The following is a 21,493-nucleotide window of genomic DNA, read 5'->3' on the forward strand; positions in this document are numbered from 1 at the left end:
GTCCGTGGCCGGTCGCGCCCGCGCGGCGGTGGCCCCATGTCGAGCGCAGCCCCGCGCCCCTGGGGGCTCGGGGTGACCCGGTGTGCCTATGGGGCCGTCAGGGGGGTGTACGCGCCCGGCGCGCGGTCGCGGTAGAACTGCCAGCGGTCGCGGACCTCGCGGAGTTTGGCCATGTCGAGGTCGCGGACGACGAGTTCGGTCTCCTTGTCGCTCGCCACCTCGCCGACGAACCGGGCCTCCGGGTCGACGAAGTAGCTCGTGCCGTAGAAGTCGTTGTCGCCGAGGTCCTCGACGCCGACCCGGTTGATCGCGCCGACGAAGTACTCGTTGGCGACGGCCGCCGCCGGCTGCTCCAACTGCCAGAGGTAGCGGGAGAGTCCGCGGGAGGTGGCCGACGGGTTGAAGACGATCTCGGCGCCCGCCAGGCCCAGGGCGCGCCAGCCCTCGGGGAAGTGGCGGTCGTAGCAGATGTAGACGCCGATCCTGCCGACGGCTGTGTCGAAGACCGGCCAGTCGCTGTTGCCGGGGCGGAAGTAGAACTTCTCCCAGAAGCCCTTGACCTGCGGGATGTGGGTCTTGCGGTACTTGCCGAGGTAGGAGCCGTCCGCGTCGATCACGGCCGCGGTGTTGTAGAGGACACCGGGCTGCTCCTCCTCGTACATCGGCAGGACGAGGACGATGCCGTGCTCCCGGGCGAGCGCCTGGAAGCGCTGGACGATCGGGCCGTCGGGGATCCGCTCGGCGTACTCGTAGAAGGCCGGGTCCTGCACCTGGCAGAAGTACGGTCCGTAGAACAGCTCCTGGAAGCACAGGACTTGGGCGCCCTGGGCGGCGGCGTCGCGGACCGCCTGCTCGTGCACCTCGATCATCGATTCCTTGTCGCCGGTCCACGCGGTCTGGAAGACGGCGGCGCGGATCACTCTGCTCATCGGGACCTCCGGTCGCTCGGTGTGCGAGAAGGCTAGAAAGCCGACGAGGCCGCTTTGAGTTGCACCGTGTCACGTCTGCGGGCGTGCGGCGTGTCACGGTGTCACCCTGTCGTGGGCCCATGTTTCACCGCCGTTTTCCCAGGTCGTTCCATGTTTCACTGCTGTTGCACGGGGGTCTGGTCAGGCTTGTTGCGCGTCGTGTGCGAGGAGCGCGATGTGCACCGAGGCGGCCTGCTCGAAGTCGTCGAGGTCGACGCCGAGGCGGGTCTGTATCGCCTCCAGACGGCGGTAGAGGGCGGGCCGGGAGACATGGTGGAGCTGGGCGGTGCGGGACTTGTTGCGGCCGGTGGCGAGATACGTGCGCAGCACGGAGAGCAGGTCGTCGTCGGCCGTGCACAGCAGTCCATCCAACTCCCGCTCGGCGAAGGACTGCACATGCGGGTCGTCGCGCAACAGGCGGATCAGGCCGCGCAGATGGACGTCCTTGAGGCGGACGACGGCCGGAAGGTCGAGGGCGGTCGCGGAGTCGGCCACGGCGTCCGCGACATGGCGGGCCTCGCGGAGCCCGGCCGGGACGTCGTCCCATGCGGTGCGGGGGCCGGCCGCCGCGACGACGGTGCGCGCCTGGGCCGGCTCGGTGCGCAGCCGGGCCGCGAAGTGGGTGGTGAGCGTGTCGGCGTCCTGGTCGCGGGCCAGGCTCAGCAGGACGGCGGTGGTCCCGGCGGCGAGTTCCGCGACCAGGCCGGACATGCCCAACAGGCGCAGGGTGCGGTCGAGTTGGGCGGGATCGCCGTCGGGTACGACCAGGGGGACGAAGGTGCGGCGGTTGACGGGCAGTCCGGCGGCCCGTGCGCGGGGCAGCAGTTGGCGGGCCGGTACGACGCCGGAGACCAGGTCGGTGAGCAGGCTCTGCGCGGACTGCTCCTCCCAGGAGCAGGCGGAGCCGCCGCCGAGCATGCGGTGCAGGACGAGGGCCTCGGCGGCCCGGTCGGCGAGCAGGCGGCCGCCGGCGGTGTCGCCGCGGTAGCCGCACAGCATGATCTGGCCCCACCGTTCGCCGCGGCCGCCGAGTTCGGCGCGGATCCAGCCGTCGCCCTCGCTGCCTCCCCCAGTGCCTGAAGGGCCTGGGTGGTGCCCCCATGCCTGCCGGGCGATGCGCTCCCAGTCCCGCAGCACGTCGTCGACCGCCGGCCGCTCCCCCGCGGTGGCGAGGACGCGGTGGGCGAGGTTGGTGACGACGACGGGGCAGCCGCTGTGCTGGGCGACCTCGTCGAGCAGGCGTTGCAGCGGGACGCCGGCCGTGATGAGTCCGGTCAGGGCGGTGCGCACGGCCTCCGACAGGCTGACGGCGGCGAACTTCCGCCGGACCAGCCGGGACTGCACCTCCTCGGTCAACTCGGCGAAGGGGAAGGGGCGGTGCAGGACGACCATGGGCAGCCCGCACCGCTCGGCGGCGCGCCGCATGACGTCCGGCGGGGTGGGGAAGGCCCGTCCGAGGCCGAGGACGACGGCCGCCGCCTCGGCGCGGTGCAGGGACCGGATGTACTCGGTCTGCTTGCCCTCGTCGCCTGCCAGCAGCACGCCGGTGGTGAGCACCATCTCGCCGCCGCTGAGCATCACACCGACGTCGGCGGCCTCGGCGACATGCACCCAGCGCACCGGCCGGTCCAGTTGGGTCTCGCCGGCCACCACCTCGGGCTCGCCGGCCAGGACGCGTTCCAGGGACAGGACCTGGCGGACCGACAGAGCTGTCTCCAGGGGCTCCAGGGGGCCCCAGGGATCCAGGGTGGTGGTCATGGCGGTCTTCCCTTGCTCAGGTGCCGAGGTGCTACGGGGTGTTCCGCAGGGCGCGTTCGAGGATCGCGGCGCCCTCCTCGGCCTCCGCGACGGTCAGGGACAGCGGCGGGGCGATGCGCAGGGCGCTGGTGTTGTGTCCGCCTCCCTTGCCGATGAGCAGCCCGTCCGCGCGGGCCGCCTCCAGCACGGCGGCGGCCCGGTCCGGGTCGGCCCGGTCGGTGCCCGGCTCGACCAGCTCGACGCCGATCATCAGACCGCGCCCGCGCACCTCCTTCACACCGGGGACCTGGGCGGCGACGCCCCGCAGTCGCTCCATGAGCAACCCGCCGACGCGCCGGGCGTTGCCCTGGAGGTCGTGCTCCAGGAGATACGTCAGGTTGGCGAGGCCGGCCGCCATGGTGACCTGAGTGCCGCCGAAGGTGGAGATGCTGTTGGCGTCCAGGCAGTTCATGATCTCGGCGCGGGCGATGACGCCGCCGACGGACATGCCGTTGCCGATGCCCTTGGCGAAGGTGACGATGTCGGGCGGGCCGCTCCGGCTGTGTGCCTGCCAGCCCCAGAAGTGGTCGCCGGTGCGGCCCCAGCCGGTCTGCACCTCGTCGGCGATCCACAGGATCCCGTATGCGTTCAGCACCTCACGGAATGCCGCATACAGTCCGTCCGGCGGTGAGGTGAAGCCGCCGACGCCCTGGATCGGCTCGGCGATCAGCGCGGCGGGCGGCCGGGTGTGGCCGAGCAGGTCCCTGAGGTCCTCGACGCAGGCCGCGATGAACCCGGCGTCGTCGAGGTGGGCGTACGGTCCGCGCGTGCGCACGCCGCCGTGGACGTACAGCGTCTGCAGCGGGGACAGCGAGGTCGGGGACCAGCCGCGGTTGCCGGTGATGCCGATCGCGCTGAAGGAGCGGCCGTGGTAGCTGTTGCGCATGGCCAGGACGGTGTTGCTGCGCCGGTAGGCGGTGGCGAGCAGCAGGGCGGTGTCGTTGGCCTCGGTGCCGGAGGTGGTGAAGAACACCCGGGCGTCCGGGATGCCGCTCAACTGGGCGATGCGCTCGGCGAGTTCGACCATGGGCCGGTTGAGGTAGAGGGTCGAGGAGTGGATGATCCGCCCGGCCTGCTCGCTCACCGCCTTGGTCACCTCGGGCAGGGCGTGCGCGGTCATCGTCGTCAGGATGCCGCCGAAGAAGTCGAGGTACCTGTTGCCGTCGGCGTCCCAGACGTGGCGGCCCTCGCCGTGGGTGATCTCCAGTGGCTCCTCGTAGTAGAGGGCGAGCCAGTCCGGCAGGACCTTGCGGTGGCGGGCGTAGAGGTCGCTCATGGCTGCACCAGCCCCTCGTAGGCGTCGGGTCGTCGGTCGCGGTAGAAGGCCCACTGCCGGCGGACCTCCTCGATGAGGTCGAAGTCGAGGTCGCGGACGAGGAGTTCCTCCTCGGTGTCGCTCGCCGGGTCGCCGACGAACTGTCCGCGCGGGTCAACGAAGTAGCTCGTGCCGTAGAAGTCGTTGTCGCCGTAGATCTCCTGGCCGACGCGGTTGATCGCGGCGACGAAGTACTCGTTGGCGACGGCGGCCGCGGGCTGCTCCAGCCGCCACAGGTGGGAGGAGAGGCCGCGGTGGGTGGCCGACGGGTTGTAGACCAACTGGGCGCCGCGCAGGCCGAGTTGCCGCCAGCCCTCCGGGAAGTGGCGGTCGTAGCAGATGTAGACGCCGATCCTGCCGACGGCCGTGTCGAAGACCGGCCAGCCCACGTTCCCCGGCCTGAAGTAGTACTTCTCCCAGAAGCCCTTGACCTGGGGGATGTGGTGCTTGCGGTACTTGCCGAGGTAGGTGCCGTCGGCGTCGATCACGGCGGCGGTGTTGTAGTAGAAGCCGGACTGCTCGATCTCGAAGACCGGTACGACGATCACCATGCCGGTCTCGCGGGCGAGATCCTGCATACGATGTACGGTCGGCCCGTCGGGGACCGGCTCGGCCCAGCGGTAGTGCTCCGGTTCCTGGACCTGACAGAAGTAGGGGGCGTTGAAGACTTCCTGGAAGCCGATGACCTGTGCGCCCTGCCGGGCCGCCTCGCGGGCGTGCGCCTCGTGTTTCGCCACCATGGACTCGGTGTCGCCGGTCCAGGTGGCCTGGACCAGAGCGGCACGTACGACGTTGGCCATGAGCTGCTCCTTCGACGGGACGTCAGAGCCTCTACACCCGTAGACGCAGGCCGTAGAGGGACGAACGTAAGCCTCCGGGACATGCTTGCCAAGACCATCGTCGTTAACCCGCGGAGTCGATCGCGTTTCGCACTCCTGTGGGTGAGTCGCGGGCCATCCGGCGTACCGGCCGGCGCGGACCGGGCTCCGGTCAGGTGGAGAGGCCGGCCACCCGCAGGGCGTGCACCACGTCCCAGTGGCGCTCGTCCGAGACACCCCGGGCGGCCTCCAGCAGCAGGGGGACCAGGGTCCGCGGGTCCGGTGCGGCGCTGCGGGCGGCCTCCTCCGGGGGACGGACCCGGACGTAGGCGTCGAGCAGGGCGCGCACCTCGCGGCGGCGGCCCTGCGCGACCAGCTCCCGCACGGCCTCCCCTATCTCCTCGGCGGGCCGGGCGACGCCCTGGCGCAGGATCTGCTCCCCGTCCGCGGCGCGCCCGGCCTCGACCAGCGCGTCCGCCGCTGCGACCAGCCGCTCCGCGGGCAGCGAGGCGGCCTCCCACAGCAGGGTCGCCCAGTCGGCCCCCAGCCCGGCGTGCTGCAGTTCGGCGGCGAGCAGCGGGACGCGCGGCGCGGGCCAGTACGCCAGCTCCACCAGCAGCGCGTGCGCCTCACCGCTACGGCCCTCCTGGCGCAGCCGCACCAGCCGCTCCACGGCCTCGGCGGTCTCCCCGCGGGCCGCCGCGTCCGCCGCCTCGCCCTGCGGCTGCTCCGCCGCAGGCCGTACGCCCTTGGCGGCCCCGGCGAAGCGGGCACCGCGCGGGCTGCGACCGACGCCGGGCACCGGCCCCGCCGACGCGGCGGGCTCCCCCGGCGCGGTGACCGGTTCGGGCCCGTCATCCGCCAGCCCGGCGAACCGGGCGCTGCCGCGACGCCGCTTGCGCTGCTTGGGAACGACCGCGGGCGCGGGCACGCTGCCGGGGTCAGGGGCGGCCTGGCCCGGGGCGACGTCCGTCCCGTACGCGGAGACGCCGCCGGAGGCCGGGGCAGCGAGGCCGTCCGCCGCGCCGACGGCACCGGGGTGCTGGGGGTCCGCTTCCGGGGAGCCGCCCTGAGCGGCGGCGCCTTCATGGTGGGCGGCGTGATGGGTGGCGTGGTGACCGGTGTGATGGGTGGCGTGATGGGCGCCGGGTCGGCGCGGGTCGGCATGGTCGGCGGCAGCCCGACGGGGGTCAGCGAGGCCGGCGGCGGCCTCACGGGAGTCTGCGTAGTCGGCGGCGGCCTCACGCGGGTCGGTGTACTCGGCGGCAGCGCGGCGCGGGTCGCCATGGCCGGCGCCAGCTTTACGGGAGTCGGCATAGACGGCACCAGCCTCACGAGAGTCCGCATACCCGGCACCAGCCTCACGGGAGTCCGCATACCCGGCACCAGCGCGGCGCGGGTAGCCATGGCCGGCGGCGGCCTGATGGGAGCCGGGGTGGTCGGCGGCTGGCGTCCCGGCGCCGGCACGGCCTGTGGCCTCACGGGAGCCGCGGTACTCGACGTCGGCCGAGCCACGGGCGGGACGGTCGGCGCCGGTCCCACGGGAGCCGGTACGGACGAAGGCCGCGTCGCCTGAGGCGGCATACTCGCGGGCGTCCGTCCCGGAACCGGCATGGCCGGCGGTCACGCCGCCACCCCCCGCATCACCAGCAACTCCTCCACCGGACCCGGGAGAGCCGACGGTACCCCCATCAGGCCCGGCATGACCGGCGCCATCCCCGGCAGACCCGCGCTGCTCGGCGACACCCCCGCCACGCGCCGCATACCCAGCAGCCCCGGCCGGGCCGACGCCGAACCGATCCGCGCCCGGCGCGGCCGCCGGGCCTGTGCTGTCCCGTCGCACCGGCTCGGGTTCGGCCCTCGTACGGCGGTCCAACTCCTCCATGCGATAGCGGAGTTCGATGCAGCGGGCGGTGGCTCGTTCGTGGTCGTCGCGGGCCCAGGCGAGGTCGAGGCGGAGGGCGTCGGCCTCCTCCCGGGTGGTCGCGGCAGCGAGGAGCCGGCCTAGTTCGGCCTGCCGTTCGGCCGCGTAGCGCTGTTCGCGGAGCATGACGTCGAGGCGGTCCCCGAGGGCGTCCCGGCCGCCGGGCCGGGCGTCGTACGCGACGAGCGCACCGACGTGCAGCGGTCGCGCGCGCTCCACCTCCTGCTCCGCGGCCCGGGTGCCGTATCCGGCGGCGAAGTCCTGCAGCAGGGCCTCCACCACGTCCCAGGGCGGCACCTCACGCCCGTCGAGACATGCCTGCATACCGTCGGGATCCCGCTGCCAGAACACGGCGGCCCAGCCGGCGTTCTGATCGACGCGCGCCAGCAGACCGTCCAGGTAGTTCGCGAACTCCCGCACTTTCCCCGGGAGTTGATCCACCGTCATCGCTCGACCCCCACCCGACCGGAACTGTCAACTCCGTAGCGAACACCAGCCGTGTTACAGACTGGCTACGGGGAGTTTTCAAAGCGGACGCGAGACGCTCATGACGCGAGGGGAACGCCCGCGAGCACACACCGCTCGGCCAGCTCGTCCATGGACAGCCCGAGGGCACCGGCGAGCGCGGCGACCGTGAAGAAGGCCGGGGTCGGGGCGCGGCCTGTCTCGATCTTGCGGAGCGTCTCCGCGGAGACACCCGCGGCCGCCGCCACCTCGGCCATGCTCCGGCCGCCACGGGCCTCACGGAGCAGCCGGCCGAGCCGCTCGCCGCGCTCACGCTCTTCTGGGGTCAACGGGGTGCGCACCATGCCGCCATTCTAATACCGGTATAGTAATTGGCATGGTGGAACTGAAGACGGACACATCGATCGACGCCATGTACGAGGCGGGCCAGGTGGTCGCAAGGGCCCTGACGGCGGTACGCGACGCCGCTGACGTGGGCGTCTCCCTGCTGGAGCTGGACGAGGTGGCCCGCGGGGTGCTGCGGGAGGCGGGCGCGAAGTCCCCCTTCCTCGGGTACCGCCCGGCCTTCGCGCCGACGCCGTTCCCCGCGGTCGTCTGCGCCTCGGTGAACGACGCGATCGTGCACGGCATCCCCACCCGCTACCGTCTGCGCGACGGCGACCTGGTCTCCATCGACTGCGGAGCCGAGCTCGACGGCTGGGCGGGCGACTCGGCGATCAGCTTCACGGTGGGCCGCCCGCGCCCGGCGGACACCCTGCTCATCGAGACGGCCGAGCGGGCCCTGGCGGCGGGCATCGAGGCCGCGGTCGTCGGCAACCGCATCGGCGACATCGCCCACGCGATCGGCACGGTCTGCCGTGACGCCGGCTACGGCATCCCCGACGGCTTCGGCGGCCACGGCATCGGCCGCCACATGCACGAGGACCCCGCCGTCCCCAACGAGGGCCGCCCCGGCCGCGGCCTCCCGCTGCGCCACGGCATGGTCCTGGCCATCGAGCCCATGCTGATCGCCGGCGGCAAGGACGGCTACCACGCGGCCCCGGACGGCTGGACACTCCGCACGGACGACGGCTCAAGGGCGGCCCACGCGGAACACACGGTGGCGATCACGCAAGCAGGGCCGCGCGTTCTGACTGCCCGATAAAGCGGACACCCAGGGGCGCGGGACTGTGTCGCTATGCGGCTCCGCCGCGTGGGCGCGACCAACCACGCACGACGGAAAGCCCGGCTGCGGCACCGAACCCGCAGGACATGCCGCGAACCAACACCCATGCCATGGTGGTGTAAGCCCCGCAGGGACAGGGCACCCGCGTCCGAACCGGTAGTCAATCGAACGGAACGCCATGACCAGCGGCTTCAACGGCCCGGAGGGCTACGGCGACCCCTTCGGTGAATTCCTGGCCCGCTTCTTCGGCGGGCCCCGCCCCGGCCCCCGCCAGATCAACATCGGCCAGCTCCTCAGCCAGCCGGCGAGGGAGCTGGTCCGCGGTGCCGCCCAGTACGCCGCCGAGCACGGCAGCCGTGACCTGGACACCGAGCACCTGCTGCGCGCCGCCCTCTCGGCGGAGCCGACCCGTACGCTGCTCAGCCGGGCCGGCGCGGACCCCGACACACTGGCGTCGGAGATCGACGAGCGGTCGGGGCCGGTCCAGCACCCGCCGGGCGAGGTGCCGCCCCCGACGTCGCTCTCCCTCACCCCCGCCGCCAAGCGGGCCCTGCTGGACGCGCACGACCTGGCCCGTTCCCGGGGCGCCGGCTACATCGGCCCGGAGCATGTGCTGAGCGCGCTCGCCGCGAACCCGGACTCGGCCGCCGGGCACATCCTCAACTCGGCCCGGTTCGCGCCCGGCAACATGCCGCCGGAGGCCCCCGAGGCGGCGCCCGCCGCCCGCCCCGACCAGCGGCGCACGACCTCGACGCCGACGCTCGACAAGTACGGCCGGGACATGACCGACATGGCCCGCCAGGGCCGTATCGACCCGGTGATCGGCCGGGACGAGGAGATCGAGCAGACCATCGAGGTGCTGTCCCGGCGCGGCAAGAACAACCCGGTGCTGATCGGCGACGCGGGCGTGGGCAAGACGGCCATCGTCGAGGGACTGGCCCAGCGCATCGCGGACGGCGACGTACCGGACGTGCTGTCCGACCGGCGGGTCGTCGCGCTGGACCTGACCGGTGTGGTGGCCGGCACCCGCTACCGGGGCGACTTCGAGGAGCGGCTCAACAGCATCGTCGACGAGATTCGCGCGCAGTCCGACCGGCTGATCGTCTTCATCGACGAGGTGCACACGGTCGTCGGCGCGGGCGGGGGCGGCGAGGGCGGTTCGATGGACGCGGGGAACATCCTCAAGCCGGCCCTGGCGCGCGGCGAGCTGCACATCGTGGGCGCGACCACGCTGGAGGAGTTCCGGCGGATCGAGAAGGACGCGGCGCTGGCCCGCCGCTTCCAGCCGATCCTCGTGCCCGAGCCGTCCGTCCCGGACACCATCGAGATCCTGCGCGGCCTGCGCGACCGCTACGAGGCCCATCACCAGGTCCGTTACACCGACGAGGCACTGGTCGCGGCGGTGGAGCTGTCCGACCGCTATCTGACCGACCGCCGTCTGCCGGACAAGGCGATCGACCTGATCGACCAGGCGGGGGCGCGGGTGCGGCTCGGCGCCGGCACGAAGGACACCGACGTACGCGCCATGGAGCGGGAGGTCGATCAGCTGACCCGGGACAAGGACCAGGCGGTCGCGGACGAGCAGTACGAGACGGCGACCCAACTGCGGGACCGGATCACCGAGTTGAAACGGCGCATCGAGGACGCGGCGGGGGGCGAGGAGGTCGACGAGGGGCAGCATCTGGAGGTGACCGCGGAGGCGATCGCCGAGGTGGTGTCCCGGCTGACCCACATCCCGGTGAGCAGCCTCACCCAGGAGGAGAAGGAGCGGCTGCTGGGCCTGGAGCAGCATCTGCACGAGCGGGTGATCGGCCAGGACGAGGCGGTACGGGTGGTCGCGGACGCGGTGCTTCGTTCCCGCGCCGGGCTGGCCAGCCCGGACCGGCCCATCGGCAGCTTCCTGTTCCTCGGTCCGACCGGTGTCGGCAAGACGGAGCTGGCGCGGGCGCTCGCCCAGGCGCTGTTCGGCAGCGTGGAGCGCATGGTGCGGCTCGACATGAGCGAGTACCAGGAGCGGCACACGGTCAGCCGGCTGGTCGGCGCCCCGCCCGGGTACGTCGGCCATGAGGAGGCCGGTCAGCTCACCGAGGTCGTCCGCCGGCACCCGTACTCGCTGCTGCTGCTCGACGAGGTGGAGAAGGCGCACCCGGACGTCTTCAACATCCTGCTCCAGGTGCTGGACGACGGACGGCTCACCGACTCGCAGGGCCGTACGGTCGACTTCACCAACACGGTGGTCGTGATGACCAGCAACCTCGGCTCGGAGGCGATCATCCGCGGCGGGGCGGGCATCGGCTTCGGGCCGGGCGGCGCGGAGGCCGACGAGGAGGCGCGCCGCGAGCGGATCATGCGGCCGCTGCGGGAGCACTTCCGGCCGGAGTTCCTCAACCGGATCGACGAGGTCGTCGTCTTCCGTCAGCTGACGGGAGGTCAACTACGCGAGATCACGGACCTGTTGCTGCGGCAGACACGGCAGCTTCTGCAGGCCCAGGGGGTCACCGCCGAGTTCACCGGCGCGGCCGTGGACTGGCTGGCCGAGCGCGGCTACCAGCCCGAGTTCGGCGCCCGCCCGCTGCGCCGCACCATCCAGCGAGAGGTCGACAACCAGCTGTCCCGGCTGCTGGTGGACGGCCGGGTCAAGGAGGGCGACCGGGTGACGGTGGACGTCGAGGACGGGAAGCTCGCCTTCCGCACCGGCGAGCCGCCCGCCTCAGAGTTGTGACCGAGTACGGGCTACGACGCGGGATACACCACCTGCGCCGAGCCGCCGCCCCGCCGCTCGGGCTCCGCCGCCGCCAGCCACTTGCCGCCCGGCAGTCGCTGGACGCCGGTCGCCGCGCCGATCTCCGCGTTGAGGGCGAAGGAGTGGCCGATGGCCTCCAACTCGCCCTTCAGGGCGGTGTTGTCGTAGAGCCCCGGTTCGAGGAGCGTCTGGGCCGTGTTGCGCTGGCTGGCGCGTGGCGCGGCGATCGCGTCGCCGAGGGGCAGCCCGCGGTCCAGGAAGCCGGTGAGCACCTGGAGCACGGTGGTGATGATGGTGGAGCCGCCGGGTGAGCCGAGCGCGACGACCGGCTTGGCGTGCCGGTCCAGGACGATGGTCGGCGAGATCGACGACCTGGGCCGCTTGCCCGGGCCGGGCAGGTTCGGGTCGTGGACGGCCGGGTTGGCCGGGGCGAAGGAGAAGTCGGTCAGCTCGTTGTTGAGGATGAAGCCGCGGCCGGGGACGGTGATGCCGCTGCCGCCGGTCTGCTCGATGGTGAGGGTGTAGGCGACGACGTTGCCCCACTGGTCGGCGGTCGTGAGGTGGGTGGTGTTCTCGCCCTCGTACGTGGTCGGGGCCGCCGTGCCGCCGCTGGCGCAGGCCGCGGGGTCACGCGGGTCGCCGGGGGCGAGCGGGCTGGTGAGGACCGCGTCGTCCTTGATCAGGCAGGCCCGGGAGTCGGCGTAGGACTGCGAGAGGAGTTCCCTGGTCGGTACGGACTCGAAGGCGGGGTCGCCCAGCCAGCGCCCCCGGTCGGCGAAGGCGATCCGGCTGGCCTCGATGAAGCGGTGCAGGTACTGGCTTTCGCCCGCCCGTGAAAGGTCGGTCCCCTCGAGGATGTTGAGGGCCTCGCCGACCGTCGTGCCGCCGGAGGACGAGGGCGCGATGGAGTAGACGTCCAGCCCGCGGTACGACGTCTTCGTGGGCGCCTGGAGCTTGGTGCGGTAGGCGGCGAGGTCCTTCATGGTCAGCTCGCCCGGGCGGGCGTTCCAGCCCGAACTCGGGTCGACCGGGGGGTGGTTGACGGTGTCGACGATGTCCTTGGCGAGCTTCCCGCGGTAGAGCGCGCCGACGCCCTTCGACCCCAGTTCCCGGTAGGTGCGGGCGAGGTCGGGGTTCTTGAACGTCGAGCCGACGACAGGGAGTTGACCGCCGGGGAGGAACAGCTTCGCCGTGTCGGGGAAGTAGCGGAAGCGGGTCTCGTTGGCGGCGGTCTGCGCACGGAAGGTCTCGTCGACGGTGAAGCCGTCGCGGGCGAGGCGCTCGGCCGGCTTCAGGAGGGCGCCGAGCCGTTTGCTGCCCCACTTGTCGAGGGCGGTCGCCCAGGTGGCGGGGGTGCCCGGGGTGCCGACGCCCAGGCCGCTGCTGACGGCGTCGGCGAACGGGATCGGCTTGCCGTCCTCCAGGAAGAGGCCGGAGTCCGCGGTCAGCGGGGCGGTCTCACGGCCGTCGACGGTGTGCACCGTGCGGGACTTGGCGTCGTAGTAGACGAAGTAGCCGCCCCCGCCGATGCCGGCGGAGTAGGGCTCGGTGACGCCGAGGGCGGCGGCGGTGGCGACGGCCGCGTCGACGGCGTTGCCGCCCTTCTTGAGGATCTCGATGCCGGCCGCCGAGGCGTCCGGGTCGACGCTGGCGACGGCACCTCCGTGACCGACGGCGACCGGTACCTTCTCAACCGGCTTGGGCACGTGGGAGGGTGGCGCCGCCGCCCCCACCGACACCACGGCGGCCGTGACCGCCAGGACCGACAGTTTCCGCGCGACAGGGCGACGCATCCGCACCTCCAGTCAGGGACGTCCGCGCAGCGTAACCACATCGCGCGCGGCCCGACAGACCCCGTCCGGGCGGTCTCGTACGACTCGTACGCATGCCGTACGTCGAACACGGGTACGCCATGACCCTGTGCGCCCGCTAGCATGCGCGCCCATGAATGACGACGTGCGCAACATCGTCCTGGGTGTGGTGGCGGCGGGCATCAGCGCCGCGCTGGGCTGGATCGCCCGTACGTATCTGTGGAAGCGGAAGCTCCGCCGCAAGCAGGCGTTCTTCGGGCTGCCGGAGAACGCGGAGTCGCTGCTCGTCGTCAACCGCGACCCGGCCACCTCGGAGCCGGCGGTCCACCGTTTCGATGTGTTCGCCCTGCTGGAGCTCGCCGCGCTGATCAAGGACTGCGGCGCGCATCTGCAGATGGTGACGCAGGACGGGGTGCAGCAGGGGTTCGGTGAGCGCACGGAGTTCTGCGTGGGCGGTCCGGGGTCGAATCGGCGGATGCTGGCGCACATGTCGGCGATGCTGCCCGGGGTGCGGGTGAACATCGATCCGGAACCGGGGCCGGACCGGGGCGCCTTCCAGATCGGCGGTGAGCGCTACCGCATGGAGCCGGGGGTGACGGAGTACGTGCTGCTGGCCCGGCTCACCGCGGGCGAGCGGCGTGAGTCACGGCCGGTGTTCCTGTTCTGCGGGCAGCGGGCGATCACCAACCAGGCCGCGACCCGCTATCTGGCCCGACATCACCAGCGGTTGGCCCGCAAGCACGGGGGCAACTCCTTCGTGCTGCTGCTGAAGGTGGTCAACTCGCAGGCGTACGGCCCGGATGTGGTGGAGCTGGTCGCGGATGTGACGCGGGCGGCGCAGGCGCCGCTGCCGGCCGCGGAGGCGAGTCCACGGACCTCTCACCGGGCACCCTGAACTCTTTCACATGACAACAATCGTTACTGCCACGTAACTTACCGGCGGGTTACTTACGGTAAGAGGTCACGGTTACCGTCTGGTCACTTTGCACTGACACGAGTGATCCGACCGAGGAGTGACCGTGGGACACCGCAGGACCCTGCGTACGACCGCCGTCGGGGCGGTCTCCGCGACCCTGATCGCCGGGGGCGTGCTCGGCGCGGCCCCCGCCGCCCAGGCCGCCACCGGCGCGATCCGCTTCGTCGACATCGCCGGTCACGGCGGCACCGTCCTCAAGGCGAACGTCATCACGCCCGCCGGCGCCGACGGCACCCGCCGCTACCCGCTGATCGTGTTCCCCACGAGCTGGGGCCTCCCCCAGGTCGAGTACCTCGCCCAGGCCCGCAGGCTCGCCGACTCGGGGTACGTGGTGCTGACCTACAACGTGCGCGGCTTCTGGCAGTCCGGCGGCGAGATAGAAGTCGCGGGCCCGCCCGACACGGCCGACGCCTCCAGGGTGATCGACTGGGCGCTCGCCCACACCCCCGCCGACCCGGCGCACATCGGCATGGGCGGCGTCTCCTACGGCGCCGGCATCAGCCTGCTCGCCGCCGCACACGACCCGCGCGTCAAGGCCGTGGCCGCGCTCAGCGGCTGGGCCGACCTGATCGGCTCGATCTACTCCGGGCGCACCCAGCATGTGCAGGCCGCCGCCCTGCTCGACGGCGCGGGCGCGATCACCGGCCGCCGCAGCGACGAACTCAAGGAGGTCTTCCGGGACTTCTACTCCTCCAACCTGGCCCGGGAACAGGACATGGCCGACTGGGGGAAGAAACGTTCGGTCGCCACATACCTGGACCAGCTCAATCAGAACGGCCCGGCGGTCCTGCTCGCCAACGCCTGGGGCGACACGATCTTCCCGCCCAACCAGTACGCGGACTTCTACGAGAAGCTGACCGGCCCCAAGCGGCTGGAGTTCCGCCCCGGCGACCACGCCACCCCTGAACTCACCGGGCTGTTCGGCCTGCCCAACGACGTCTGGACCGACACCGCACGCTGGTTCGACCGCTACCTCAAGGGCGAGCGCAACGGCATCGACACGGAGCCGCCCGTCCAGCTCAAGTCCCGCTCCGCGGGCGGCTACGAGGGCTACCCGGACTGGAAGTCGGTCGCCGCGACCAGCCGGAAGATCGCCCTGTCCGGCACGACCACGATCCACACCGACGTCGACTCGGGCGCGAACGGCGGGACCGTCTTCCTCTCCAGCATCCTCGACCAGGTCGCCCGACTCCCCCCGGTCGCCTCGATCCCGCTGCTGCCGCGCCGCTGGTCCGCCGTGTGGCAGTCGGAGCGGTACACCACCGCCCAGCACATCCGCGGCACGGCGACCCTGCACACCACCCTCACACCGACCGCGCCGAGCGGGACGCTCGTCGCCTACCTGTACGACGTCGGGCCGCTCGGCATCGGCAGGCTGGTCAGCAACGCGCCGTACACCTTCCACGGGCGCACGCCCGGCGAGCCGTTCGGTGTGGACCTGGAGCTGTTCTCGACGGCGTACGACGTCCCGGCGGGGCACCGGCTGGCACTGGTGGTCGACACGGTCGACCCGCTCTACATCGAGCACAACCCGTCCGGCGCGCGGCTGACCTTCTCCTCACCGGCGGACGACCCGTCATATCTGACGGTCCCCCTGCGCAAGCAGTGATCTCCGGCCGCGCGGCCGGGCGGGTATGGCTCTTGTGAACTGCTCCCCGGGATACCTCCCGCAGCGGGTCGGTGACCCACCATCACCCCAGGGATGAACGGCCCATCCTAGTGGAGGCCCGCCGGGACGGACCCGCCCCGGGCGGGCATCGGCGGGGTGGGGTGGCAACCCCTCGGGCGGGCGGCGGCGACCGCACGGCCATGGCTCGTCAAGTCGCCTGTCCGGTAAGGGACTTGGTGTCGGCCTAGTGCTTGAGGATCTTGGAGAGGAAGTCCCTGGCGCGCTCGCTGCTGGGGTTGGTGAAGAACTCCTCGGGGGAACGGTCCTCGACGATCCGGCCGTCGGCCATGAAGACGACGCGGTTGGCGGCCGAGCGGGCGAAGCCCATCTCATGGGTGACGACGATCATGGTCATGCCCTCACGGGCCAGTTGCTGCATGACCTCCAGCACCTCGTTGATCATCTCCGGGTCGAGGGCGGAGGTCGGCTCGTCGAAGAGCATCGCCTTGGGGCCCATGGCCAGGGCGCGGGCGATGGCCACGCGCTGCTGCTGACCGCCGGAGAGCTGCGCCGGGTACTTGTCGGCCTGGTCGGCGACGCCGACGCGTTCGAGGATTTCGCGTGAGCGTTTGTCGGCCTCGTCCTTCTTGCGGCCGCGGACCTTGACCTGGCCCAGCGAGACGTTCTGCAGGACCGTCTTGTGGGCGAAGAGGTTGAAGGACTGGAAGACCATGCCGACCTCGGCGCGCAGCCGGGCGAGCGCCTTGCCCTCGTCGGGCAGGGCCTGTCCGTCGAGCATGATCGTGCCGGACTGGATGGTCTCCAGCCGGTTGATGGTGCGGCACAGCGTGGACTTGCCCGACCCGGACGGGCCGATGACCACGACCACCTCCCCCTTGCCGACGGTGAGATCGATGTCCTGCAGGACATGGAGATCCCCGTAGTACTTGTTGACGTCACGCAGTTCGATCAACGGCTCGACGGCCATGCCCAGCCCTACTCACTCTCAGCTGTGTCGTGGTTGCCGCAAACTATCCAGACGGGGATCAAGGGAGGGCACGACACGCACCCTTCGAGCATTAGCCGTATTTACGTCGATCCTCACGCCTGTTCACCTCGCTCCTCACGCCTCGGCGATCTCCGCGTACACCTGGGACAGCTCGGGGACACCGCTGGCCGCCCACGCCCGGCCGTCGGCGACGACGTCGACCTCCCGGCCGGAGGGGAGCCGGACGACGGCCTGTCCGTCCGGCGGGATCCGCCAGCCGGCGCCGGGGACGGTACGGACGACGACCGTGCCCAGATACAGGCCGGCGTCGGTGCCGAGCCCGGACAGCATCTCCTCGTCGTCGCGCCAGCGGGGCTTCAGCTGGTCGAGGGCCGCCAGCGAGGCGGCGGTGTCGTCGAGCCGGACGCCCTCCCGGTCCGCCAGGGAGCGCAGCAGCTCGCACTCGGCGAGCAGGTCGGCGTAGCCGCCCTCGTCTCCTTCGGTGAACACCGCCACCGAGGCGTCGGGGTCATGCCGCCTGCGCCACCTGTCCAGGAAAGGGATGCCCATGCCTACAGCCTGACATTCGTACCGCTGTACGCACCACAGGCGCGCGCGGCTACACGTCCAGGTCCACCACGACCGGCGCGTGGTCCGAGGCGCCCTTGCCCTTGCGCTCCTCACGGTCGACGTAGGCGTCCTTGACGGCCTTGGCGAACGGCTTGTTGCCGTAGACCAGGTCGATGCGCATGCCGCGGTTCTTGGGGAAGCAGAGCTGGCGGTAGTCCCAGTACGTGAACGGCTGGTCGTACTTGAGGGGGCGCGGCACCACGTCGGACAGGCCGACCTCGCGCAGGGCGGTGAGGGCGGCGCGCTCGGCCGGGGTGACATGGGTGGAGCCCTCGAAGGCGGAGATGTCGTAGACGTCGTCGTCCGTCGGCGCCACGTTGTAGTCGCCGAGGACGGCGAAGGGGCGGTCGCCCTGCGCGTCGCCCGTGACGGCCGCGCGCAGGGCCTCGAACCACTGGATCTTGTAGGCGTAGTGGGGGTGGTCCACCTCGCGGCCGTTCGGCACGTACACCGACCAGACGCGGACCGGGCCGCAGGTCGCGGAGATCGCACGGGGCTCGACCACGCCGTCGTAGCCGGGGTCGCCGGGGAGGCCCTTGACGACGTCCGCCAGGCCGACGCGGGAGAGCACCGCCACGCCGTTCCACCGGCCGGTCGCGTGCACCGCTGCCTCGTAGCCCAGGTCGCGCAGCTGGTCGAACGGGAACTGGTCCTCGGCGAGCTTGGCCTCCTGCAGGCAGAGGACATCGGTGCCGCTGCTCTCCAGCCAGGTCAGCAGCCTGGGCAGGCGGGCGGTGATCGAGTTCACGTTCCAGGTCGCGATGCGCATGCCTCACAACCTACCGGGCGGCACCGACAGTCACAGAGTCGTGCTCTCCCCGGGCGCCAGCCGCAGGTGCTCGGAGCCGCCGAGGGCGCCGATCTGGTTGTCGTAGATGGGGCGGGCCAGGTCGGTGAGGTAGGCGTCGTGGATGTCGTAGGCGCGCTGCGGCCGCACCTCGCGGACGTAGTCGATGACCTCGGAGATCTTGCTCCAGGGGGCCATCACGGGGAGCATCAGCGTCTGAACGGCGTGGTCGGGGACGGTGAGGGCGTCGCCGGGGTGGAAGACGCGGCCGCCGTCGATGAGATAGCCGACGTTGGTGATGCGCGGGATGTCGGGGTGGATCACCGCGTGGAGCTCGCCGTGGACCTGGACGTCGAAGCCCGCGGCGGTGAAGGTGTCGCCGTGGCCGACGGTGTGCACCCGGCCCGGGAAGGCCGCCGAGATCTTCTCCGCGACCGACCTCAGGGTCCAGATCTCGACGGCGGGGTCGGCGTCCAGGGCGGCGCGCAGCCGTCCCTCGTCGAAGTGGTCGGGGTGCTCGTGCGTGACGAGGACGGCCTGCGCGCCGAGCGCGGCGTCCTCCTCGCTGAAACCGCCCGGGTCGACGACGAGCGTCCGCCCGTCCTTCTCCAGCCGGACGCAGGCGTGCGACTTCTTCGTGAGCTTCATGGTCACCATCCTGCCCCCAGGTCCCGCGCCGGGCGCCCTGCCGGGGTCACGGGTCGGGGGTGGTCTCCTCACGGATGACCTCCTGCGCGACCCGGAAGGCGCTGCTCGCGGCGGGTACGCCGCAGTAGACGGCCGTCTGGAGCAGCACCTCCTTGATCTCGTCCGGGGTGAGGCCGTTGCGCAGGGCGGCGCGGGTGTGGAAGGCGAGCTCCTCGAGATGGCCGCCGGCGACCAGCGCGGTGAGCGTGACACAGCTGCGGGTGCGCCGGTCGAGGCCGGGGCGGTCCCAGATCTCGCCCCAGGCGTAGCGGGTGACGAACTCCTGGAAGTCGCCCGAGAAGTCGTCGGCCTGGGCGAGCACCCGGTCGACGTGCGCGTCGCCGAGCACCTCACGGCGCAGCTTCAGCCCCACGTCGTACAGGTCGGGGCGGCCGCCCTCCACCTGCGGGGGCACGACGGCGGCGGGCGCGATCTCCGCGATCGGCGCGACCGGCTGCGGCGGGACGGCCGGGGCCACCGGGGTGGGCCCGAGGGGGACGCCGGGGACGGCGGTCTGGCCGGTGTTGCTGTCGTACGCGGGCTGCCAGGCGGTGGAGAAGTGGGTGACCAGCAGGTCGGTGACGGCGGCGGGCTGCTCCACCGGGACCAGGTGCGAGGCGCCGGGTACGACGGCGAGGCGGGCGTCCGGGATGCCGGCGACCAGGGTACGGGCCTCGGCGGGCCCGGTGACCTGGTCCTCGGAGCCGACCAGCACCAGGGTGTGTACGCCGACCAGGCCCAGCTCGGCCCGTACGTCGAAGGCGGCGAGCGCCTCGCACGCGGCGATGTAGCAGCCGGGGTCGGTGGTGCGCACCATCTGCACCGCCCAGTCGGTGATCGCGGGCTGCGCGGCGGCGAACCCGCCGGTGAACCAGCGGTCGGGCGAGGTGCGGGCGATCGGGTCCAGGCCGTTGGTACGGACGATGACGCCGCGCTGCCGGAACTCGTCGGCCGTGCCGAACCGGGGCGAGGCGGCGATCAGCACGAGCGACGCGAGCCGCTCCGGGTGACGCAGGGCCAGCTCTACGCCGACGGCTCCGCCGAGCGCGCAGCCCGCGAAGCCGAAGCGCTGCACGCCGAGCCCGTCGAGGGTGGCGAGCAGGCGGGCGGTCAGCTCGGTGACGGAGCCGGCCGGGTAGGCGGGGGCGCCGCCGTGTCCCGGCAGGTCGAACCGGAAGACCCGCCACTGCTGGGCGAGTTCGGGGACCTGACGGTCCCACATGTGCCATGTGGTACCCAGGGAGGGACCCAGGATCAGGACCGGAGCGTCTTCTGGCCCGTCAAAGCGGTATTGCAGGGTGTTCGGTGGTGTCTCGCTCACCCGTCAGACCCTCTCACGTATCACGGACGCCCCTATAACGAGGGGGCGCTGGACGCCGCCCTGACCAGGTTGAAGACCTCTCGGGCGGCATATCGCTTGAGGCATCGAATGATCTCACGTCGGGTCTTGCCCTCTTGGGTACGGCGTTCGTAGTACGCCTGGGTGCGGGGGTCGAAGCGCAGCCGGGTGAACACGATCCGGTGCAGGGCGGCGTTGGCCTGGCGGTCGCCGCCACGGTTGAGTCGACGCGAGGTCCGACGGCCCGAGGAGTACTCGATGGGGCTGACTCCGCACAGAGCGGCGAAGGATGCCTCGGTGTTCAGCCGCTCGGGGTTGTCTCCCATGGTGATCAGGAGAGTGACGGCACTGTCCGGTCCGATGCCCACCGGCACGAGCAGCTGCGGGGCGTGGCGTTCGACGAGCCTGGTCAGGCGCTGATTGAGCTCGTCGATCTGTGCGGTGAGTTGCTCGATGCGCTGGGCCAGCAGGTTCAGGGTGATGCGGGTGGCCTGGGCCACGGCGTCCTCGTCGTCTCCGTCGCGCAGGCTGAGGCGCGCGCAGGTACGGAACAGTTCGCGGTTGCCCAGACTGGACAGTCGTTCTCGCAGGGGCGGGTCGGCTATGACCAGGACAGCTTTGAGCTGGTTGATCGCCTGGGTGCGAGCCTTGACCGCGGAGTCCTTCGCGAGTTTGAACATCCCGGCGCTGTGCACCGGACCGTCGCCAGTTTTGGCGCGGGCCCGGGCGCGACCGCTGAGCACGGCCCGCGCGGCAGCCTGCGCATCGAGCGGGTCCGACTTCCCGAGCAGACGGCGGGCTGTGCGGTCAGGCCGGTTCACTTCGTACACCTGGACGTGCTGAGCCAGCAGGTAGCGGGACAGGCCCGCGCCGAAGGTGCCGGTGCCCTCCACACCGGCCCGGCGCACGGCTCCCAGCTTGCGGGCCCAGACGAGCAGCCGACGGTAGCCGGCCGTCGTGGCAGGGAAGGACTCGGTGCCCAGGACCTTCCCCAGCGGGGAGACCACGGCAGCAACGTGAACCTCGCCGTGCGTGTCCACGCCCAGGACGACCTCGCCCGGAACGGGAGGATCCGTGCTGGAGGAGGTGCTGCGTTGTTTGGTCGTCATGGTGGTTCGCCTCCCGCGTGGTGACGTGCTGGGTGGATGGCACCGGCCTGCTCGGGCGGTCTGAACCGTGATGGCGCCTGATCGTCGGCAAGGCCCCTATTGGGACACGCCCTGTGGCTCGGTACCAGCAGTCGCCATCCCGCAACGACAGTCGACACGCCTGCGACTGGACACTTCGGTCATAGATCTCATGAGTCAGACCCTCGTCCGGGACGGCATTGCGCAACCGTCCCATTGATCCCGGCACAACGGCATGACTCGACCACAGCCGGATGGCTTCGTCCGAACCGGCGCTCAACCTGGCCTGGACGGGCTGACAATGAGTTGACTCTTCGTCCACTCGTGACCGGCATTGACGGGCA

Annotated in this window: 17 protein-coding genes; 4 read left to right on the forward strand and 13 right to left on the reverse strand. The window is 71.7% G+C overall.

What is annotated here, in order from left to right:
* Positions 1-86 precede the first annotated feature (86 nt).
* The 6 genes from ACH5AC_RS12220 to ACH5AC_RS12245 form a co-directional block, all read right to left on the reverse strand.
* On the reverse strand, positions 87-929 hold the full coding sequence (locus tag ACH5AC_RS12220) for a nitrilase-related carbon-nitrogen hydrolase (RefSeq protein WP_398861671.1): 843 nt from the start codon (positions 927-929) through the stop codon (positions 87-89).
* 180 nt (positions 930-1,109) lie between these two features.
* Positions 1,110-2,726 carry a PucR family transcriptional regulator gene (locus ACH5AC_RS12225; RefSeq protein WP_398861672.1) on the reverse strand — a complete coding sequence of 539 codons (1,617 nt, stop codon included), beginning with the start codon at positions 2,724-2,726 and terminating at the stop codon, positions 1,110-1,112.
* Positions 2,727-2,757: 31 nt separating this feature from the next.
* Positions 2,758-4,041 (reverse strand): aspartate aminotransferase family protein, encoded by a 1,284-nt coding sequence (locus tag ACH5AC_RS12230; protein WP_398861673.1) that lies wholly within the window; start codon positions 4,039-4,041, stop codon positions 2,758-2,760.
* Positions 4,038-4,880, reverse strand: coding sequence for a nitrilase-related carbon-nitrogen hydrolase (locus ACH5AC_RS12235; RefSeq protein WP_398861674.1), 843 nt, complete (start codon positions 4,878-4,880; stop codon positions 4,038-4,040). Before ACH5AC_RS12235 ends, ACH5AC_RS12230 begins: the two co-directional genes overlap by 4 nt.
* A gap of 190 nt (positions 4,881-5,070) precedes the next feature.
* The gene (locus tag ACH5AC_RS12240; RefSeq protein WP_398861675.1) at positions 5,071-7,269 is read right to left on the reverse strand and encodes a hypothetical protein; all 2,199 of its coding nucleotides are present in this window, start codon (positions 7,267-7,269) and stop codon (positions 5,071-5,073) included.
* A gap of 98 nt (positions 7,270-7,367) precedes the next feature.
* On the reverse strand, positions 7,368-7,631 hold the full coding sequence (locus ACH5AC_RS12245; RefSeq protein WP_398861676.1) for a helix-turn-helix domain-containing protein: 264 nt from the start codon (positions 7,629-7,631) through the stop codon (positions 7,368-7,370).
* Positions 7,632-7,663: 32 nt separating this feature from the next.
* On the opposite strand from ACH5AC_RS12245, the gene map reads away from it, so the two are divergent.
* Both map and ACH5AC_RS12255 read left to right on the forward strand, forming a co-directional pair.
* Positions 7,664-8,431 (forward strand): type I methionyl aminopeptidase, encoded by a 768-nt coding sequence (map, locus tag ACH5AC_RS12250; RefSeq protein ID WP_398861677.1) that lies wholly within the window; start codon positions 7,664-7,666, stop codon positions 8,429-8,431.
* A 199-nt stretch (positions 8,432-8,630) separates the two neighbouring features.
* Positions 8,631-11,174: an ATP-dependent Clp protease ATP-binding subunit gene (locus ACH5AC_RS12255; RefSeq protein WP_398861678.1), complete on the forward strand. Its 2,544-nt coding sequence runs from the start codon at positions 8,631-8,633 to the stop codon at positions 11,172-11,174.
* An 11-nt stretch (positions 11,175-11,185) separates the two neighbouring features.
* Here the strand turns inward: ACH5AC_RS12255 and ggt are convergent, their stop codons facing one another.
* A complete protein-coding gene (ggt, locus tag ACH5AC_RS12260) occupies positions 11,186-12,988 on the reverse strand; it encodes a gamma-glutamyltransferase (protein WP_398861679.1) in 1,803 nt (600 codons plus the stop codon).
* A 151-nt stretch (positions 12,989-13,139) separates the two neighbouring features.
* Here ggt and ACH5AC_RS12265 point away from each other — a divergent pair, with 151 nt between their 5' ends.
* Complete coding sequence (locus ACH5AC_RS12265; protein WP_398861680.1) at positions 13,140-13,901, forward strand: hypothetical protein; 762 nt, start codon at positions 13,140-13,142, stop codon at positions 13,899-13,901.
* Positions 13,902-14,025: 124 nt separating this feature from the next.
* Positions 14,026-15,591, forward strand: a complete 1,566-nt coding sequence (locus tag ACH5AC_RS12270) for an alpha/beta fold hydrolase (protein ID WP_398861681.1) — start codon at positions 14,026-14,028, stop codon at positions 15,589-15,591.
* Positions 15,592-15,835: 244 nt separating this feature from the next.
* On the opposite strand, the gene ACH5AC_RS12275 is transcribed toward ACH5AC_RS12270, so the two are convergent.
* The 6 genes from ACH5AC_RS12275 to ACH5AC_RS12300 form a co-directional block, all read right to left on the reverse strand.
* Complete coding sequence (locus tag ACH5AC_RS12275; protein ID WP_398861682.1) at positions 15,836-16,579, reverse strand: amino acid ABC transporter ATP-binding protein; 744 nt, start codon at positions 16,577-16,579, stop codon at positions 15,836-15,838.
* Positions 16,580-16,714: 135 nt separating this feature from the next.
* Positions 16,715-17,149: a DUF6278 family protein gene (locus ACH5AC_RS12280; protein ID WP_398861683.1), complete on the reverse strand. Its 435-nt coding sequence runs from the start codon at positions 17,147-17,149 to the stop codon at positions 16,715-16,717.
* A gap of 49 nt (positions 17,150-17,198) precedes the next feature.
* Complete coding sequence (locus ACH5AC_RS12285; protein WP_398861684.1) at positions 17,199-17,978, reverse strand: exodeoxyribonuclease III; 780 nt, start codon at positions 17,976-17,978, stop codon at positions 17,199-17,201.
* Positions 17,979-18,008: 30 nt separating this feature from the next.
* Entirely contained in the window at positions 18,009-18,644 is a 636-nt protein-coding gene (locus ACH5AC_RS12290) for an MBL fold metallo-hydrolase (RefSeq protein ID WP_398861685.1), read from the reverse strand.
* Between the two features lie 46 nt (positions 18,645-18,690).
* Positions 18,691-20,004 carry a 4-carboxymuconolactone decarboxylase gene (gene pcaC / locus ACH5AC_RS12295; protein ID WP_398861686.1) on the reverse strand — a complete coding sequence of 438 codons (1,314 nt, stop codon included), beginning with the start codon at positions 20,002-20,004 and terminating at the stop codon, positions 18,691-18,693.
* Between the two features lie 32 nt (positions 20,005-20,036).
* The gene (locus ACH5AC_RS12300) at positions 20,037-21,131 is read right to left on the reverse strand and encodes an IS110 family transposase (protein WP_398861687.1); all 1,095 of its coding nucleotides are present in this window, start codon (positions 21,129-21,131) and stop codon (positions 20,037-20,039) included.
* Positions 21,132-21,493: the final 362 nt, after the last annotated feature.

The organism is Streptomyces sp. NPDC018693 (assembly GCF_044391385.1).
GTDB lineage: Bacteria > Actinomycetota > Actinomycetes > Streptomycetales > Streptomycetaceae > Streptomyces.

What these genes read in the sequence shown, in the direction of transcription:
- ACH5AC_RS12255 (WP_398861678.1), top strand. Translation starts at nt 8,631, where the DNA reads ATGACCAGCGGCTTCAACGGCCCGGAGGGCTACGGCGACCCCTTCGGT.
- ACH5AC_RS12220 (WP_398861671.1), bottom strand. Translation starts at nt 929, where the DNA reads ATGAGCAGAGTGATCCGCGCCGCCGTCTTCCAGACCGCGTGGACCGGC.
- ACH5AC_RS12285 (WP_398861684.1), bottom strand. Translation starts at nt 17,978, where the DNA reads ATGCGCATCGCGACCTGGAACGTGAACTCGATCACCGCCCGCCTGCCC.
- ACH5AC_RS12225 (WP_398861672.1), bottom strand. Translation starts at nt 2,726, where the DNA reads ATGACCACCACCCTGGATCCCTGGGGCCCCCTGGAGCCCCTGGAGACA.
- ACH5AC_RS12240 (WP_398861675.1), bottom strand. Translation starts at nt 7,269, where the DNA reads ATGACGGTGGATCAACTCCCGGGGAAAGTGCGGGAGTTCGCGAACTAC.
- ACH5AC_RS12245 (WP_398861676.1), bottom strand. Translation starts at nt 7,631, where the DNA reads ATGGTGCGCACCCCGTTGACCCCAGAAGAGCGTGAGCGCGGCGAGCGG.
- ggt (WP_398861679.1), bottom strand. Translation starts at nt 12,988, where the DNA reads ATGCGTCGCCCTGTCGCGCGGAAACTGTCGGTCCTGGCGGTCACGGCC.
- map (WP_398861677.1), top strand. Translation starts at nt 7,664, where the DNA reads ATGGTGGAACTGAAGACGGACACATCGATCGACGCCATGTACGAGGCG.
- ACH5AC_RS12280 (WP_398861683.1), bottom strand. Translation starts at nt 17,149, where the DNA reads ATGGGCATCCCTTTCCTGGACAGGTGGCGCAGGCGGCATGACCCCGAC.
- ACH5AC_RS12300 (WP_398861687.1), bottom strand. Translation starts at nt 21,131, where the DNA reads ATGACGACCAAACAACGCAGCACCTCCTCCAGCACGGATCCTCCCGTT.
- ACH5AC_RS12275 (WP_398861682.1), bottom strand. Translation starts at nt 16,579, where the DNA reads ATGGCCGTCGAGCCGTTGATCGAACTGCGTGACGTCAACAAGTACTAC.
- ACH5AC_RS12235 (WP_398861674.1), bottom strand. Translation starts at nt 4,880, where the DNA reads ATGGCCAACGTCGTACGTGCCGCTCTGGTCCAGGCCACCTGGACCGGC.
- ACH5AC_RS12265 (WP_398861680.1), top strand. Translation starts at nt 13,140, where the DNA reads ATGAATGACGACGTGCGCAACATCGTCCTGGGTGTGGTGGCGGCGGGC.
- ACH5AC_RS12290 (WP_398861685.1), bottom strand. Translation starts at nt 18,644, where the DNA reads ATGAAGCTCACGAAGAAGTCGCACGCCTGCGTCCGGCTGGAGAAGGAC.
- ACH5AC_RS12230 (WP_398861673.1), bottom strand. Translation starts at nt 4,041, where the DNA reads ATGAGCGACCTCTACGCCCGCCACCGCAAGGTCCTGCCGGACTGGCTC.